Below are 14,105 nucleotides of genomic sequence, written 5' to 3'. Positions count from 1 at the left end.
AGGAGTGAAGTGTTAAGGCTGGGTGAAGGTGGGCTGGTAGCTGTCGACCGAGTAGGTGAACACCTGCTGATCGAAGTCGTTGTATTCCGAGTAGCGCAGGAGCTCGTAGAGGCGGGAGCGGTGCTGCATGCGATCAAGCCAGTCGGTCTGCGTGCCGGTCTCGGCGATGTCGCCGAGGGCGGCTTCGACCTGTCCCATCGCGATGCGCAGGGTGGTCACCGGGTAGATGACGGCGTTGTAGCCGAGATCCTCGAGCTGCTGGGCGGAGAGCAGTTCGGACTTGCCGAACTCGGTCATGTTGGCCAGCAAGGGTACGTCGACGGCGGCGCGGAACTTCGCGAATTCTTCCGGGGTGTGCAGGGCCTCCGTGAAGATGAGGTCGGCTCCGGCGTCGGCGTAGGCCTTGGCGCGTTCGATGGCGGAGTCGATGCCCTCGACCCCGGCGGCGTCGGTGCGGGCGCAGATAACGAAGGTGTCATCGCGGCGCTCCTTGACCGCGGCGCCGATGCGTCGCAGCATGAGGTCGGTGGGCACGACCTCCTTGCCGTCGAGGTGGCCGCAGCGCTTGGGGTTGACCTGGTCTTCCAGGTGGCAGCCGGCGAGGCCGGCGTCTTCCAGGGCGGCGACCGTGCGGGCGGCGGACATGGGCTCTCCGAAGCCGGTATCGGCGTCGACAAGCACGGGGAGGTCGGTGACGCGGGCGATCTGCTGGGAGCGTCCGGCGACCTCGGTGAGGGTGGTCAGGCCGATGTCCGGCAGGGCCAGGTCGGCGGCGACGACGGCGCCGGAGACGTAGACGCCCTCAAAGCCGGCGTCTTGGATCGCGCGGGCAACCAGCGGGGAGAACGCGCCTGGGAGGCGCTGGATCTTGTCGGAGGCAAGTCCGTCACGGAATGCTTGCCGACGCTGCGTCGGGGTCACCGTGGAGGAGAAAAGTCCACTCATATCAGAACAGTCCCTTGCCCAGAGTCGGGGCCTTAGCCAGCACGTCAGCATCGAGTTCGATGTTGAGTTCAGCCAGGTCGGTGAGGTTTTCGGTGTTCTCGGCGGCGGCGAGGAAGCGGTCCTGCTCGGCCGGGGCGACGACGCCGTCGGCGAGGATGCGGAACTTCTCGATGTACTGCTCGCGGGCGAACGGGCGGGCGCCGAGCGGGTGCGCATCGGCCACGGCCAGCTCATCCTCCACGACGGTGCCGTCGGTGAAGGTGATGACAGCGCGGGCGCCGAAGGCCTTCTCGTTCGGGTCGGTGGAGTGGTAGCGGCGGGTCCACTCCGGGTCCTCGACGGTGGAGACCTTCTTCCACAGCTCGATGGTCTCCGGGCGGTTGGCGCGCTCCGGGGCGTAGGAACGCTCGTGGTGCCACGCGCGGTCCTCGAGTGCCACGGCGAAGATGTACATGATGGAGTGGTCGAGGGTCTCGCGGGAGGCCTGCGGATCGAACTTCTGCGGGTCGTTGGAGCCGGTGCCGATGACGTAGTGGGTGTGGTGCGAGGTGTGCAGGACGATGGACTCGACGTCGCGCAGGTCCTTGCCCTCGGCGAGCAGCTTCTCGCCCATGCGGCGGGCCAGGTCGATCGGGGCCTGGGACTGGTACTCCGCGGAGTGCTCCTTGGTGTAGGTGTCCAGGATGCCGCGCTTGGCTTCCCCCTCGCCCGGCAGCGGAACGATGTACTCGTGGCCCGGGCCGGACAGCAGCCAAGCAATAACGCCGTCTTCGCCTTCCCAGATCGGGGAGGGAGCGCCCTCGCCGCGCATCGCGCGGTCGATGGCCTCGATGGCCATCTTGCCGGCGAAGGCCGGTGCGAATGCCTTCCACGAGGAGATCTCGCCCTTGCGGGACTGGCGGGTGGCGGTGGTGGTGTGCAGGGCTTGGCCGATGGCCTGGTAGATCGTCTCGACGTCGAGGTCGAGCAGGGTGCCAATACCGGCGGCGGCCGAGGGGCCGAGGTGGGCAACGTGGTCGATCCTGTGCTCGTGGAGGCAGATGCCTCGAACGAGGTCGACCTGGATTTCGTAGCCGGTGGCGAGGCCGCGGATGAGCTCGCGGCCGCCCTTGCCGGCCTGCTGGGCAGCGGCGAGGATCGGCGGGATGTTGTCGCCGGGGTGGGAGTACTCGGCGGCGAGGAAGGTGTCGTGGAAGTCGAGCTCGCGGACGGCGGTGCCGTTGGCCAGTGCGGCCCACTCGGCGGCGTACTTGCCCGGGAGGCCGAAGACGGAGGCGCCGCGGCCGTCGGTGACGGGGCGGGCGGCGGCCATGGCGCGGCCGTCGGTGACGGGGCGGCGGATGACGGAGGCTGCCTGGACGGAGGCGTTGTCGATGATCCGGTTGATGATCATCTCTTTGGTGTCCGCGGGGACCTCAACGGGGTCGGCGGCGACGCGGGCGATCTTGTAGGCCAGGTGCTCCTCGTGGGGGAAGTCCTCAGCGGAGCGGTAGGTGCGAACGGTGTGGTTGATCATGTGGTTGATCTACTCCTTCACGAAGTCTTGTTGAGTTAGCCCTCACAGTACGGCGAATCTTGTGTTAACAGTCACAGCGAAGGATGCGTAAAGGAGTGGCACATTGTGGTCATTTTTGCGAAACTTGTGGAAACAGCAGGCCACAGCAGATTCCGGGCAGGAAGTACACCAATGGCGAAGCACTTTGCGGGGGCACGTATCCGCAACCTCCGGAGGGGGCGCAAACTTACTCAGCAAGAAATGGCGAAGCGCCTCAACCTCTCCACCAGCTACCTCAACCAGCTGGAAAACGACCAACGTCCCCTCACCGTCACCGTGCTCATGGCGCTGTCTCAGCACTTCGATGTTGACCCCGCCTTCTTCTCCCCCGACCACGAGGCCCGCACGGTCTCCGAGCTGCGCGACGCATTCCCCACCACCCCCGACGACCAGCTCGCGGACCTCGCCGCCCGCTACCCCGACCTCGTGGCGGAGATCTTAGAAATCGCCGATCGTGAGCCCCCCGAGGTGGAAAAGGGCCCCTACGGCCTGGTCCGCGACTTCTTCTATGAGGCGCGCAACTACATCGACAGCCTCGACCGGCTCGGCGAGGAACTGGCCAGCCGCCTCGGCGAACCGCAGCTGCGCGTCACCCGCCTAGCCACGGCCCTCGACCGCGACCTCGGGGTGACCGTCCGCTTCCGCAAGATCACCTCCGGCCCCCGCCGGATCTTCCACCCCGACACCCGCGAGCTCCACTTGCGCACCGGCCTCTCCGAGGCCCAGCTCACTTTCGAGTTGGCGCTCCAATACGGTCTGCTCGCCCACGTCTCGCTTCTCGACGACCTCGCGTCCCCCCTCCCCACCGAGGAGTCCCGCTCCATCGCGGTCCTGGCACTTGGCCAGTACTTCGCCGCGTCCGTCGTCATGCCCTACGGGGCCATGTTGGAGCAGGCCGAGGCCACTCGCTACGACATCGACCGCCTCGCCGATCACTTTGGTACCGGCTTCGAAACCACCTGCCACCGCCTCTCCACCCTGCAGCGCCCCGGTGCCCGCGGCGTCCCCTTCTTCTTCGTCCGCACCGACCGCGCGGGCAACATTTCCAAGCGCCAGTCCGCGACGGGCTTCCACTTCTCCCGCACCGGCGGCTCCTGCCCCCTGTGGGTCATTCACCGCGCGTTTGAAACCCCCGGCCGGGTGACCCGCCAGGTCGCCGGCATGCCCGATGGGCGCAGCTACCTGTGGATCGCCCGCACCGTCGCCGGGCAGCTGCGCGGATTTGGCCAGCCCCGCAAAGAGTTCACCGTGGGCCTGGGCTGCGACCTGGAACAGGCCCAGCGGCTGGTCTACGCCAATGGCCTCGACCTCAATCCGGCGTCCGCTATCCCCATCGGGCCGGGCTGTCGGGCGTGCCCTCGCGAGCGCTGCCCCCAGCGCGCCTTCCCTCAGGCAGGCCGAAGGGTGGCCGTCGACCTCGACGCCACCCTCGATGAGTCCTACGTTACGCTTTAACTACTCCAGATCGTCGTGCGCCACGAGGCGGCGCGCGGCTTCCGTGATGGAGCCAGACAGCGAGGGGTAGACCGCAAAGGACTCCGCCAGCTGCTTGACGGTGAGGTTGTTCGACACCGCCACCGCGATCGGCAGGATGAGCTCCGACGCCGTGGGGGCGACGATGACGCCACCGATGACGAGGCCGGAGTTCCGGCGGCAGAAAAGCTTGACAAAGCCGTGCTTGAGCGAACGCATCTTGGCGCGCGGGTTGGACTGCAGCGGCAGCACGACGGCGCGCGCGGACACCTCACCCGCCTCGATCTGCGCATGGGTGATACCCACGGCGGCGATCTCCGGCCGGGTGAACACGGCAGTAGCCACCGTCTTCAACCGGATGGGCGTCACTCCCTCGCCGAGAGCGTGATAGACGGCCATGCGGCCCTGCATCGCGGCGACTGAGGCCAGCGGGAACAGGTCAGTGCAGTCGCCGGCCGCGTAGACGCCGGTGACGTTGGTGCGCGAGACCCTATCCACGTGGATGTGGCCCGACGGGGTGAGCTCCACTCCGACGGCATCCAGCCCCAGATCCTTGGTCGCCGGGACGGAACCGATGGACATGAGCGCGTGGGAGCCGAGGATCTCACGGCCATCGGTGGTCCGCACACACACGCCGCCGTCCTTGGTGCGAGTGACTGACTCCACACGGGCGTGCTTTTCCAAAGAAACTCCGCGCTGGGACAGGACGTGCTCCAACACGTCCGCGGCATCAGCATCATCGTGAGGCAAGATTCGGTCGCGGGAGGCCACCATGGTGACCTTGACACCCAACTCGGCGAAAGCGGACACGAACTCGGCGCCGGTCACACCCGAGCCCACGACGATAAGGTGCTCGGGGGTTTCGGTGAGGTCATAGACCTGCTGCCACGTGAGGATGCGCTCTCCATCGGGCTCCGCGCCCGGCAGGATGCGGGGGGTAGCGCCGGTGGCCAAGAGGACGAGCTCCGACTCCAGCAATTCCTCGGTGCCGTCAGCGTGGGTGGCCACCACGGAGTGGAAGAGGTGCTCATCCTGAGCCTGCGCGAATCGGGCGCGGCCGTTGATGATGCGCACGCCAGCGCGATCGAGCTGCACCTGCACGTCATCGGACTGCTCCTGCGCGAGCACCTGCACGCGCTTGTTCAGCGCCCCCAGGTGGATGCGGGCTCGTCCGAGGAGGCTGTTGAGGCCCATGTCATCGGCCCGGCGAAGGTCAGTTTTAATGCCGGTACCAGCGATGAAGGACTTGGAGGGAACGCAATCGAGCAGGACTGAGGAGCCACCCATTCCTTGATCCTCAACGAGGGTGACCTCCGCCCCGTATTTGGCTCCGGCTAGTGCTGCTTCGTAGCCGGCCGGCCCGCCGCCAATGATGACGATCCGCTTGTTCAAAGAGGTCTCCTACTCGATTGCTGGTTCTTCGGCCACCGAGTCTAGTCGCTAGGACAGGAAACCGTCAGCTTGGCCTATGCGGGCGGGGCTGCTCCCGAACTGTTCCGCGATGGAGGCGAACAGACGAATGCCGACCTCAATCGAGCGTTCGTCGAAAATGATGTCACCTTGGTGCAAGTCATACACCCGGCCGGAGCCTGATCCGCAGCCAAGGCGAGCCATGGAGCCGGGAACGTGCTCGAGGTACCAGGAGAAATCCTCACCCCCGGAGGACTGCGGAGCCTGGACGACGGACTGCGGGTCGACGGTGCGGGCGGCGTCGGCAAGCAAGGCGGTAGCCACGTCGTCGTTGAGCACGGGCGGTACCCCGCGCTGGTAGGTGAGTTCGTGCGAGCAGCCGGTAGGCGCGAGCACCTGCGCGATGAGCTCTTCAAGCAGCACATCGATGCTCCGCCACGTGGAAATGCTGGCCGTGCGAACCGTGCCGGTGATGCTGCCGTTTTCCGGAATCGCGTTGGCGGCATAGCCGGCGTTGATGCTGCCGAAGACCAAGACGGTGCCCGTGCGCGGGTCGATGCGACGAGACAGCAATCCGGGGAGATCAGTGACCAGTTTTCCCAGCGCATAGACCACATCGGCGGTCAAGTGCGGTCGGGAAGTATGTCCGCCGGGGCCGGAGACGTTGATCTTGATCACGTCCGCGGCGGAGGTGATCGCGCCGGTGCGCACCCCAATCTTGCCGACGCTCAGTTTCGGTTCCACATGCAGCGCATAGATCGACCCCACGCCGTCGAGACCACCCCACGCGATGACCTCCGGGGCGCCACCATCCATGACCTCTTCACAGGGCTGGAAGATGATGCGGATGCCGTGGGTCAGCAGATCCTGATTGTCTGCCAAGGCACAGGCCACGCCCAGGGAAATGGTGGTGTGGATGTCGTGGCCGCAGGCGTGAGCGACACCGGGGACATCGGAGCTGAACGGGAGGCCAGTAACTTCGGTGACGGGGAGGGCATCAATGTCCGCCCGAAACGCCAGGCGGTTCGGGGTGTCCGGGCCCAGATCCACCATGAGGCCGGTGCCGGGGAAACGCACGGGGCTCAGGCCGCGCTCCCGCAGCCGCGCCTCGATGAAATCGGTCGTCGCGTATTCCATGTGCGACAACTCGGGATGGGTGTGGATGTGACGGCGCCAACCGATCACTTCGTCGTAGTTGGTGCGCAACCACTCATCGACACGTGCGGCAATTCCCTCCACGGCAGCGGTCCTTTCACCAACCCGAACACATCGCCGCTGAGTCTACTCGCCGGGCGGTAGCTGCTCACCATCTACCTCATCGATATCCAGGTCCTCGCGGGGCGCGGCCACCGCATACTCCGGCGGGTCTCCCGGCTTGGCCAGCTGGAGATACGCCGCGCTAAATGGCAGCGTGTCACGCTCCGCCCGCGGCCAGGTGATGGAGATGTTGAGCGAAGAATCCGGGCAGATCGCGTCGACGCGCTGGTCACCGGCAGGAATGAGGACCGATGGTGGCACATCGAGGACCTTGGCCAACCGGTAGAGCGTGGACAACTGCGGGTCAGTGGCCTGGCCGTTGTTGTTCTCATTGCGCTCAATGTTGGAAATGGTATTGCGGGCCAGGCCCGCGAGATCACCCAGGCGTTCCTGCGTGAGTCCGCGCAGGCGCCGAAGGTCACGCAGATTCTGGCCGAGCCGGTGACCGTAGCTCGGCCACGGCTTCCATGTCGGCTCCTGGCTCATGCCTCCACGGTGCCCACCGGAGTGGGAACTCACCGCCCACTACAGTGGGCGCGGGCTCAGATGTCGATGTTGCGCGGCCCATACAAGCGATCACCGGCATCGCCCAGTCCCGGCACAATGTAGGCATCCTCATTGAGCTCTGGATCAATACACGCGGTGACCAGGCGAACCGGCAGGCCAGATTGAGCCAGCGCATCCACGCCCGGCTGCGCGGAGACCATGCAGATCGCGGTGATATCGGTCGCGCCGCGGGCCGCGAGCAGGCGAATGGCATGCAGCAGCGATCCACCGGTGGCCAGCATCGGGTCCACGACGAAGACCGTGCGACCACTCAGGTCGTGGGGCAGCGCCTCCAGGTACGGCACCGGCTCGTGGGTCTTTTCATCGCGGGCCAAGCCGATGAAACCGACCTGCGCATCCGGGATCATGGACAGGGCCGGATCCACCATGCCCAACCCGGCGCGGATCACCGGAACGATGATCGGCGGATCTTCCAGGCGAATGCCCTCGGCCATGGCCACGGGGGTTTTGCACTCAAAGCGCTCCACGGGCAGGTCGCGGGAGGCTTCGTACACGAGCATGGTGCCCAGGTCAGCGAGGGCGGCGCGGAAGGCGGCGTTGTCACTGCGCTCGTCGCGCATGATGGTCAGACGGGAGGCGGCAAGCGGGTGATCAACCACGGTGATGTCCATGACCACCATGCTAAACCCCTTCGGTAGGGAACCGCGAAGCGGTTTTTCCGGTCCAATGGTGCATGAGAGCTTTCGACTTTGATCCCGACCACGCCCGCCTGCTCACCACCGAGCTTTTTGATGCCGCTGTTGCCCGCCCCCACACCCCCACCCTGCCGGTGGAGGCCCCCTCCCCCGCGCTGGACCGGTTCACGGATGCGCTATCGCGCGCCCTCGGGGGCGTGGAAAAGCAAACTCACCTGGTGCATGAGGAGGCGCTCCGATTGGCGGATGTCGCCTCCGTGGTCATTGATGCTGCGGTGGACACGGACGCGGACCTCGCCCGGAGGTTGTCATCGTGAGGGAGATCATCACGGCGTTAAGCCGCATCGCTGAGCTGGAACCGGCGTCGCTGTCGCCCCTGGCGTTGGACAGGCTGCCCGATTTCGCCACAGCCGCTCCGCTGGCTCACGTGCTGGCCAATGAAGCTCCTGGCGGGCTCCGCCTCATCGAGGCCGCCGCCGGGGTCAGCGCTGATCGCGAATTGATTGACACGATCGCGGCTACCGCCGGTGGCCTCATCGAAGGCACCCGCGGGGACCTTGTGTCCCTTGCCCTGGATTTGGGCCAGCAGGCCCTCCCCCTCCTGCCCGGCCTGCTATCCCCTGTCCCCGGCGTCCGAGCAGCCACCCTCACCCAGTTGGAGCAGTTGGCTCAGAGTTTCCTCGGTGCCGCCCTCGCCCGCTCCGATGGGCTGATGACCTCCCTCGATCCGCTGGCCGATGACTTGGATCGGATCGCCACCACCTCCCACGCGGGCGACTTCACTGCCGCCTCCTTCGAGGAGACCACCGAGGTCCCCAACGACGTCAGCGGCGGCAGCGGCGAAGCAGCCGTCGCCGCCGCCATGTCCGCGCTGGGCACCCCCTATGTGTGGGGTGGCACGAGCACCGCAGGCTTTGATTGCAGTGGCCTTACCCAATGGGCGTGGCGCCAGGCCGGGGTTGAACTCCCCCGGTTGGCGGAGCACCAGACCGTCGGGCGGCAGGTCTCCGCCGACCAGCTCCAGCCGGGGGATCTAGCCGTGTGGGACGGGCACGTGGCCATGTACGCCGGAAACGGGCAGATGGTCGAAGCCGGGGATCCCGTGCAAACCAACCCAGTCCGCACCACCAACATTGGGATGCCGTTCAAGGGATTCTGGCGGCCCACCGGATAACCGCAGGCCCCATTGGGTAGGATTTTGCCCCATGAGCAACCGCGCAATTGTTCCCGTCAAACTCTCCCTCACCGAAGGGGACTTCTACACGCTGTGGGCCCCCACGTGGAAAGAGCATGGTGCGGAATGGCAGGCGTTCCTCGGCGACGACGAGCACGTCCTCGGCTTCGCTTCCCCCGCCGACCTGCTGGTGTTTTTAGAGACGGGCACCAAGCACGACCTCTCCTCCCACCCCAAGTGGGGCGCCTTTGAGGCCAGCAACGCCGACCGGGTCGTCCCGGGCAAGCGCGACGATATCGACATTATCGGCGCCCCGGAGTACCTGGCTGGCCGCCCCTCCCATGAAAACGTTGCCTCCCTGGCCCGCGTTTTCGCCGTCACCCGCAGTCTGGCCGAGGTCACTGCCGCGAGCGATGCGGTGTTGTTCTTCGCGTCCCACTCCATCCTGGGCAATGTCGCCCGCGGTTCCGAGCACTACGCCGGTGAGCACGGCCTCGGCGAGTGGACGGCCGTCGGCCGCGCCGTCCTGAGCAACTGGGACAAGGTCGTTCACTCCCTTGACCCGCAGGTCCGCCTCGTTGAGGTCGACGCGAAGGCATCCGAGGATGCCTCCCTGCGTATCGACGCCGCGGTGGCCGCCGCCACCGAAGCCCGCGAGCGCCAGGAACTCGCCGAAAAAGAAGCCGCCACCCAGGCCGATCCCTATGATTCGACCCCGTGGGCCGCCGCCGGCATCGATCCAATCAAGATCACAATGCAGGGCAAGTCCGTCTACACCCTGCGCACCTACGTCGACGGCGCCCCGCTATTCCTGGGCAAGTACGGCGAGATCTTCACCTTCCCCAGCAGCAAGCACCTCGTGCGCTGGATGGTGGAAAATGACGATCATGACCTCGCCCGCACCGCCACCTGGGAAGACCTCATGGTCACTGCCAACGCCGGCGAGCTTGAGGTCATGGTGCACAAGGACAACTCGTACTCTTACTCCGGGCTTGTCGCCGACATTGAGAAGGGCCCGGAGGCCGTCGACACCGATCAGATGGCCCGCGGCTACGAACTCTTCGCTGATGCAGCCGACTGGGCAGCCGACGACTCCCTCAACTCCTTCTTCCTGGCCAACCCGCGCATGCAGGACTACATCTCTTACATGCTCGGCTCGACCGAAGCCTCCGGCTACGTCCCCTCCAAGCCCTACTCCGACCACGCCGCCGGATGGAAGGAGCTGGAGGAGATGCTGCTCAAGCGCTTCTCCAAGTTCTAGGCGAAGAACCTAGGCGAAGTCCGTCGCGTCGAACTCATCGAGGCCTGCTTGCATGTCCAGGGCCTCATACGCCGGGAGGATGATCCGCTCGAGCAGCTCTTGACGCTCGACCTCGGTGAGGTAGGACGCCTGGACCGCGTTGACAGTGAGGTCGAAGAACTCTTCCACCCCGTATCCGAAGGTATCGGCCAGGGCAAGGAACTGATCACTCATACCCGTGGCCGAACGAATGCCAGGATTAACGGTGCAGGTAAAGCCCAACTGTTGGAGCAGGGTGAGCGGATGATCCCCAAGGGAATCTGCTGCGCCCAGTTGGACCTCCAGGGTGGGGGCGATCTCTAGCGGGATGTGGCGATCCCGCACCCACGAGGAGACCTTGCCGGGGACGATGCCCTCAATATCGACCCCGAAGTCATCAACAATGCGAGTCGCGTGCCCCAGGCGCGTCGCCCCCAATTGGATGGCCTCCGCGATGGACTCGATGCCCGCGTCGAGACCGACATGGACAGAGAACGGGACGTAGTTCGCCCGCAACAACGCGAACGACTCGGAATCCCCCGCCAACGGGTAGCCATCCTCGGGCCCGGCGACATCCATTCCGACGACGACGCCACCGTGCCGGGCGACGGTGAGAGCAGCGACGTCGGCAAGCGACGTGCCAGAGCGCTGAGCAGTAAGCACCAGACGGACGTCGATGCCGTCGGCGGCGTCGAGTCCGCCAATGGCGCTGTCCACCGCCTCGCTGAGGGTGAGACCGCCCGCCGTGTAGAGCTCCGGGGACATACGCAATTCGGCGTAAACGACGTTATCGGCCGCCAGGTCACGAACGGCCTGCGCGACCGCGTCACGCAGCGCGGTCGGGGTCTGCAGGGCGGCGATATCGATGCCGGGGCCGCCCTCCAGGTGGTCATGGATGACCACCTTGGGCAAAGAGGTGACAATGTCGTGGATGGTGGGTTCTTGGCTGGTGGGTTCCTCGTGCATGCCCACCAGGCTACCGGCCGTTCTTCTTCACCACTTCCAACCCTGCCCAACGATCATGGGCGCCGAGGTATCCACTTCCGGGATTGATGGAGCTACCAAGAATGATGAGAGCCACAAAGGAAATCACGTTGCCGAAGACGGGCAGCAGACTCACCAGGCGCCACCAGTTGCGCTTGGCAGCTTGCTCGATGGTCGGCTTCTGACCCGTGGCGATATCACGAATCTGATAACCCGCCAATTGCTTCGCGGGAGTTCCTCCCATCCCTATTTCGAATCCGATGAAGTAAAGAACAGTAACGATGCCGCCGAAGAGATATCCGAAGATCGAGTACTCATCGATGTTGAAGGCCCCAAAAACGACACTCGAGGCAATGCCCACGATAAAGAGGTCACCGATGAACAGCAGTAGGCGCTTGCTGGCAGTGGGGCGATCAACGGCCACACCCTCAATAACTCCCATATTCGGGGCGGCCGCAAAGGGGGCAACATACGGCGCAGTGGTCTGGGGTTCAGCCGTGGGATAGCCGAAGGGGTACCCATAGTCCGGGGTCGACGCGGCTGGCATCGGGTTTTCGGGCAGCTCACCGACTTCTGCGAGCCATTCCAGATCATCCCAGGACAATTCGCGCCCGATGATGAGGGCCTGGTCGTAGATCCTTCGGCGGCTATCGTCGCTGAGGATACCGAACGCGATGACGAGGTGCCGACGGCGTTCATCGGTTTCGGCGACTCCCTCGCTTTCGAGCTGGTGGTCCTGGGCGGCAATCTCCACGGAGATTGCTTCACCGGGAAGTGATCGATTGAGGGAGAATAGGTCGTAGATGTTGATCTGCTGAGCGGGCATCGCGGGCAACCTTTCGCAGGAATCTGACGTGTAGCTCCACATTAAGCCACCACTGGGCCCTCGGGGCATCCGGGAATGCCCTGATCGGTCCCCTATTTCCCGGTGCGGTGTAAGAGAGTCGCACGCAGGGTCGGGCGAGATTCCGGGCTTAGAATGAGCTGGCCATGAAACCCTTCCTCATTAGCCTTGCCGCTGTCGCTGTCCTCGCGGTCGGTGTCCCCGCCAGTGCGGAATCCGATCAACCCGTGCCCTCGACCACTCGGGAACACGCCCCCGACACTGATAACTGCCCGAATCAGCTTTTCCCTCCGTCGGGCCGATCGACCTCCGAGACCCCCACTCCGCTGCCGGTAGCCGTGGCGGGGAACTGCGGTGTCACGGCCCCGGCCGGATTCGACGTACCCGAGGAGGTGCTGGCGAGCGCCTGGCTCATCGCTGACATGGACACCGGTGAGATCATCGCGGCAAAAGACCCTCACGGGCGCTACCGTCCGGCCAGCATTATCAAGGTGTTGCTGGCTTTGCTTGTCATCGACCGCCTCGACCCGAACCAAGAAGTCACCGTCAGTGAGGAATCCGCCGGGCAGATTGGCTCCGCCGTCGGTATCGGCGCCGGCGGGCACTACACCGTCGACCAATTGCTTCACGGCCTGTTGTTGGTCTCTGGCAACGACGCCGCGCATGCACTCGCCCAGGAACTAGGCGGGGACGACCAGGTCCTCGCCGACATCAACGAGCTCGCCCGCGAGCTGGGTACCACCGACACGGTGGCCGCCAGCTACTCCGGCCTCGACGCCCCCGGCCTGTCCACCTCCGCCTTCGACATGGGGCTGATCTACCGGGAGGCTTACTCGCGGCCGGAGTTTAGAAAAATCATCGATACGGACCACGTGCCTTTCCCCGGTTATGACGATCGCCCCGGCTACGAGGTGTGGAACGACAACGGCCTATTCCTCAATGACCCGGACGGCATCGGCGGCAAGACGGGATTTACAGACGACGCTAACCACACCTTCGTCGGCGCGATGGACCGTGATAATCGTCGGCTATTCGCCGTCATCCTCGACACCACGACCGACCGCGCCCGGCCGTGGGAGCAGGCCCGACTGCTCCTCAACACTGCCTACGGCATCCCGGAAGGCGAAGGCGTCGGACTGCTGGAACCAGTAGCAACCGAGGGTTCGTCCGCCACTCCCACCCCCGCGGCGGAACTGCCGGGGGAGGCGGTTGAGGAACCCGGCGTCCACCCGCAGGAATCAACCTGGCCCCAGGGGGCGATTCCGGGAATCATCGCCGTACTCGCAGTGGGTGTTCTCGTAATCCTCGGAATTACCGTCAACCGGCGCAGCCGCTGAGGTTTTCCCCCGCGATTGGCGGCGTTAAATCTGGAACATCATTCATTACCATCTAATTTTCGGGCAAAACAACTGCTACCACCAAGGCTCCGCCACTTCGTCATCCGGCATTCGCTTGTCCTCTTCATCAGATTGTGACGTGATTCCAAAGAATCGAGCAAACGAGATGTACCATCAGGACTATTACCGCAGGCTACCGCTTATTGAGTGCGTACTTTTAGTTGCCAGCATGTCGCTGATCATCTCGGGCAAAGTCATCGATTTAAGTTTCAGGCCCGACTTGGCAGAATTAATCCTGTTTGGTACCTGGGGAGGTTCCTTTCAGGCAATATTCTGGTCGCTGGCCTGGTCACATAAATCACTGGCATTCCACATCGGGATGACAATGGTGAGCACGTTGGTTGCGATCGGATCATTCGTTGCGGCTGCGGCAACGGGACCGACAGCGATGTTGAGCCCAATCCTGCTAGCCTGGCTCAGCTTGGGACCAGCTATCTCGGGGCTGTCCACCATGGCGAGTCGAACTTTCAGTAAAGGGAACGACGGACGACCACGGGCCGCGGACAAGGCGATCACCTAGCTAGGCATTCCCCTCCCCTGTGCGTTCTAGCGCCCGCTCGGATGCCACTTGTCCGAAACTAGCTT

General features: G+C 64.8%; 14 protein-coding genes. 6 read left to right on the top strand and 8 right to left on the bottom strand.

What is annotated here, in order from left to right:
• Nucleotides 1-12: 12 nt before the first annotated feature.
• The gene (gene prpB, locus CTEST_RS02750; protein ID WP_047252439.1) at nucleotides 13-945 is read right to left on the bottom strand and encodes a methylisocitrate lyase; all 933 of its coding nucleotides are present in this window, start codon (nucleotides 943-945) and stop codon (nucleotides 13-15) included.
• Between the two features lies 1 nt (nucleotide 946).
• Entirely contained in the window at nucleotides 947-2,461 is a 1,515-nt protein-coding gene (prpD, locus tag CTEST_RS02745) for a 2-methylcitrate dehydratase PrpD (protein WP_047252438.1), read from the bottom strand.
• 171 nt (nucleotides 2,462-2,632) lie between these two features.
• On the opposite strand from prpD, the gene CTEST_RS02740 reads away from it, so the two are divergent.
• Nucleotides 2,633-3,955, top strand: a complete 1,323-nt coding sequence (locus tag CTEST_RS02740) for a short-chain fatty acyl-CoA regulator family protein (RefSeq protein WP_047252437.1) — start codon at nucleotides 2,633-2,635, stop codon at nucleotides 3,953-3,955.
• Here the strand turns inward: CTEST_RS02740 and CTEST_RS02735 are convergent, their stop codons facing one another.
• Genes CTEST_RS02735 through upp form a run of 4 tightly spaced genes read right to left on the bottom strand, consistent with a single transcriptional unit; the run spans nucleotide 3,956 to nucleotide 7,818 of the window.
• The gene (locus CTEST_RS02735) at nucleotides 3,956-5,365 is read right to left on the bottom strand and encodes an NAD(P)H-quinone dehydrogenase (RefSeq protein ID WP_047252436.1); all 1,410 of its coding nucleotides are present in this window, start codon (nucleotides 5,363-5,365) and stop codon (nucleotides 3,956-3,958) included.
• A gap of 48 nt (nucleotides 5,366-5,413) precedes the next feature.
• The gene (locus CTEST_RS02730; protein WP_047252435.1) at nucleotides 5,414-6,622 is read right to left on the bottom strand and encodes a M20 family metallopeptidase; all 1,209 of its coding nucleotides are present in this window, start codon (nucleotides 6,620-6,622) and stop codon (nucleotides 5,414-5,416) included.
• Between the two features lie 42 nt (nucleotides 6,623-6,664).
• Nucleotides 6,665-7,126 (bottom strand): helix-turn-helix transcriptional regulator, encoded by a 462-nt coding sequence (locus tag CTEST_RS02725; protein WP_047252434.1) that lies wholly within the window; start codon nucleotides 7,124-7,126, stop codon nucleotides 6,665-6,667.
• Between the two features lie 56 nt (nucleotides 7,127-7,182).
• Complete coding sequence (gene upp / locus CTEST_RS02720) at nucleotides 7,183-7,818, bottom strand: uracil phosphoribosyltransferase (RefSeq protein WP_047254171.1); 636 nt, start codon at nucleotides 7,816-7,818, stop codon at nucleotides 7,183-7,185.
• A 62-nt stretch (nucleotides 7,819-7,880) separates the two neighbouring features.
• Between upp and CTEST_RS02715 the strand changes: the two genes are divergently transcribed.
• From CTEST_RS02715 to CTEST_RS02705, 3 genes are read left to right on the top strand one after another with little or no spacing between them, the layout of a single operon-like run.
• Nucleotides 7,881-8,159: a hypothetical protein gene (locus CTEST_RS02715; RefSeq protein ID WP_047252433.1), complete on the top strand. Its 279-nt coding sequence runs from the start codon at nucleotides 7,881-7,883 to the stop codon at nucleotides 8,157-8,159.
• Entirely contained in the window at nucleotides 8,156-9,016 is an 861-nt protein-coding gene (locus CTEST_RS02710; protein ID WP_047252432.1) for a C40 family peptidase, read from the top strand. Before CTEST_RS02715 ends, CTEST_RS02710 begins: the two co-directional genes overlap by 4 nt.
• Nucleotides 9,017-9,047: 31 nt before the next feature.
• On the top strand, nucleotides 9,048-10,277 hold the full coding sequence (locus CTEST_RS02705) for a hypothetical protein (protein WP_047252431.1): 1,230 nt from the start codon (nucleotides 9,048-9,050) through the stop codon (nucleotides 10,275-10,277).
• A gap of 9 nt (nucleotides 10,278-10,286) precedes the next feature.
• Here the strand turns inward: CTEST_RS02705 and CTEST_RS02700 are convergent, their stop codons facing one another.
• A complete protein-coding gene (locus CTEST_RS02700; protein ID WP_047252430.1) occupies nucleotides 10,287-11,261 on the bottom strand; it encodes an adenosine deaminase family protein in 975 nt (324 codons plus the stop codon).
• Between the two features lie 10 nt (nucleotides 11,262-11,271).
• Nucleotides 11,272-12,105, bottom strand: a complete 834-nt coding sequence (locus CTEST_RS02695) for an RDD family protein (protein WP_047252429.1) — start codon at nucleotides 12,103-12,105, stop codon at nucleotides 11,272-11,274.
• A gap of 164 nt (nucleotides 12,106-12,269) precedes the next feature.
• Here CTEST_RS02695 and CTEST_RS02690 point away from each other — a divergent pair, with 164 nt between their 5' ends.
• Both CTEST_RS02690 and CTEST_RS02685 read left to right on the top strand, forming a co-directional pair.
• Nucleotides 12,270-13,460, top strand: coding sequence for a D-alanyl-D-alanine carboxypeptidase family protein (locus tag CTEST_RS02690; protein ID WP_047252428.1), 1,191 nt, complete (start codon nucleotides 12,270-12,272; stop codon nucleotides 13,458-13,460).
• Nucleotides 13,461-13,689: 229 nt separating this feature from the next.
• Nucleotides 13,690-14,040, top strand: a complete 351-nt coding sequence (locus CTEST_RS02685) for a hypothetical protein (protein ID WP_144413203.1) — start codon at nucleotides 13,690-13,692, stop codon at nucleotides 14,038-14,040.
• Nucleotides 14,041-14,105 lie beyond the last annotated feature (65 nt).

It is taken from the genome of Corynebacterium testudinoris, from assembly GCF_001021045.1.
GTDB classification, from domain to species: domain Bacteria; phylum Actinomycetota; class Actinomycetes; order Mycobacteriales; family Mycobacteriaceae; genus Corynebacterium; species Corynebacterium testudinoris.
The sequence above is the reverse complement of the archived record's forward strand: the minus strand, read 5'-3'. Positions and strand labels throughout refer to the sequence as shown.

What these genes read in the sequence shown, in the direction of transcription:
- prpB (WP_047252439.1), bottom strand. Translation starts at nt 945, where the DNA reads ATGAGTGGACTTTTCTCCTCCACGGTGACCCCGACGCAGCGTCGGCAA.
- prpD (WP_047252438.1), bottom strand. Translation starts at nt 2,461, where the DNA reads ATGATCAACCACACCGTTCGCACCTACCGCTCCGCTGAGGACTTCCCC.
- CTEST_RS02740 (WP_047252437.1), top strand. Translation starts at nt 2,633, where the DNA reads ATGGCGAAGCACTTTGCGGGGGCACGTATCCGCAACCTCCGGAGGGGG.
- CTEST_RS02725 (WP_047252434.1), bottom strand. Translation starts at nt 7,126, where the DNA reads ATGAGCCAGGAGCCGACATGGAAGCCGTGGCCGAGCTACGGTCACCGG.
- upp (WP_047254171.1), bottom strand. Translation starts at nt 7,818, where the DNA reads ATGGACATCACCGTGGTTGATCACCCGCTTGCCGCCTCCCGTCTGACC.
- CTEST_RS02715 (WP_047252433.1), top strand. Translation starts at nt 7,881, where the DNA reads ATGAGAGCTTTCGACTTTGATCCCGACCACGCCCGCCTGCTCACCACC.
- CTEST_RS02705 (WP_047252431.1), top strand. Translation starts at nt 9,048, where the DNA reads ATGAGCAACCGCGCAATTGTTCCCGTCAAACTCTCCCTCACCGAAGGG.
- CTEST_RS02700 (WP_047252430.1), bottom strand. Translation starts at nt 11,261, where the DNA reads ATGCACGAGGAACCCACCAGCCAAGAACCCACCATCCACGACATTGTC.
- CTEST_RS02695 (WP_047252429.1), bottom strand. Translation starts at nt 12,105, where the DNA reads ATGCCCGCTCAGCAGATCAACATCTACGACCTATTCTCCCTCAATCGA.
- CTEST_RS02690 (WP_047252428.1), top strand. Translation starts at nt 12,270, where the DNA reads ATGAAACCCTTCCTCATTAGCCTTGCCGCTGTCGCTGTCCTCGCGGTC.
- CTEST_RS02685 (WP_144413203.1), top strand. Translation starts at nt 13,690, where the DNA reads ATGTCGCTGATCATCTCGGGCAAAGTCATCGATTTAAGTTTCAGGCCC.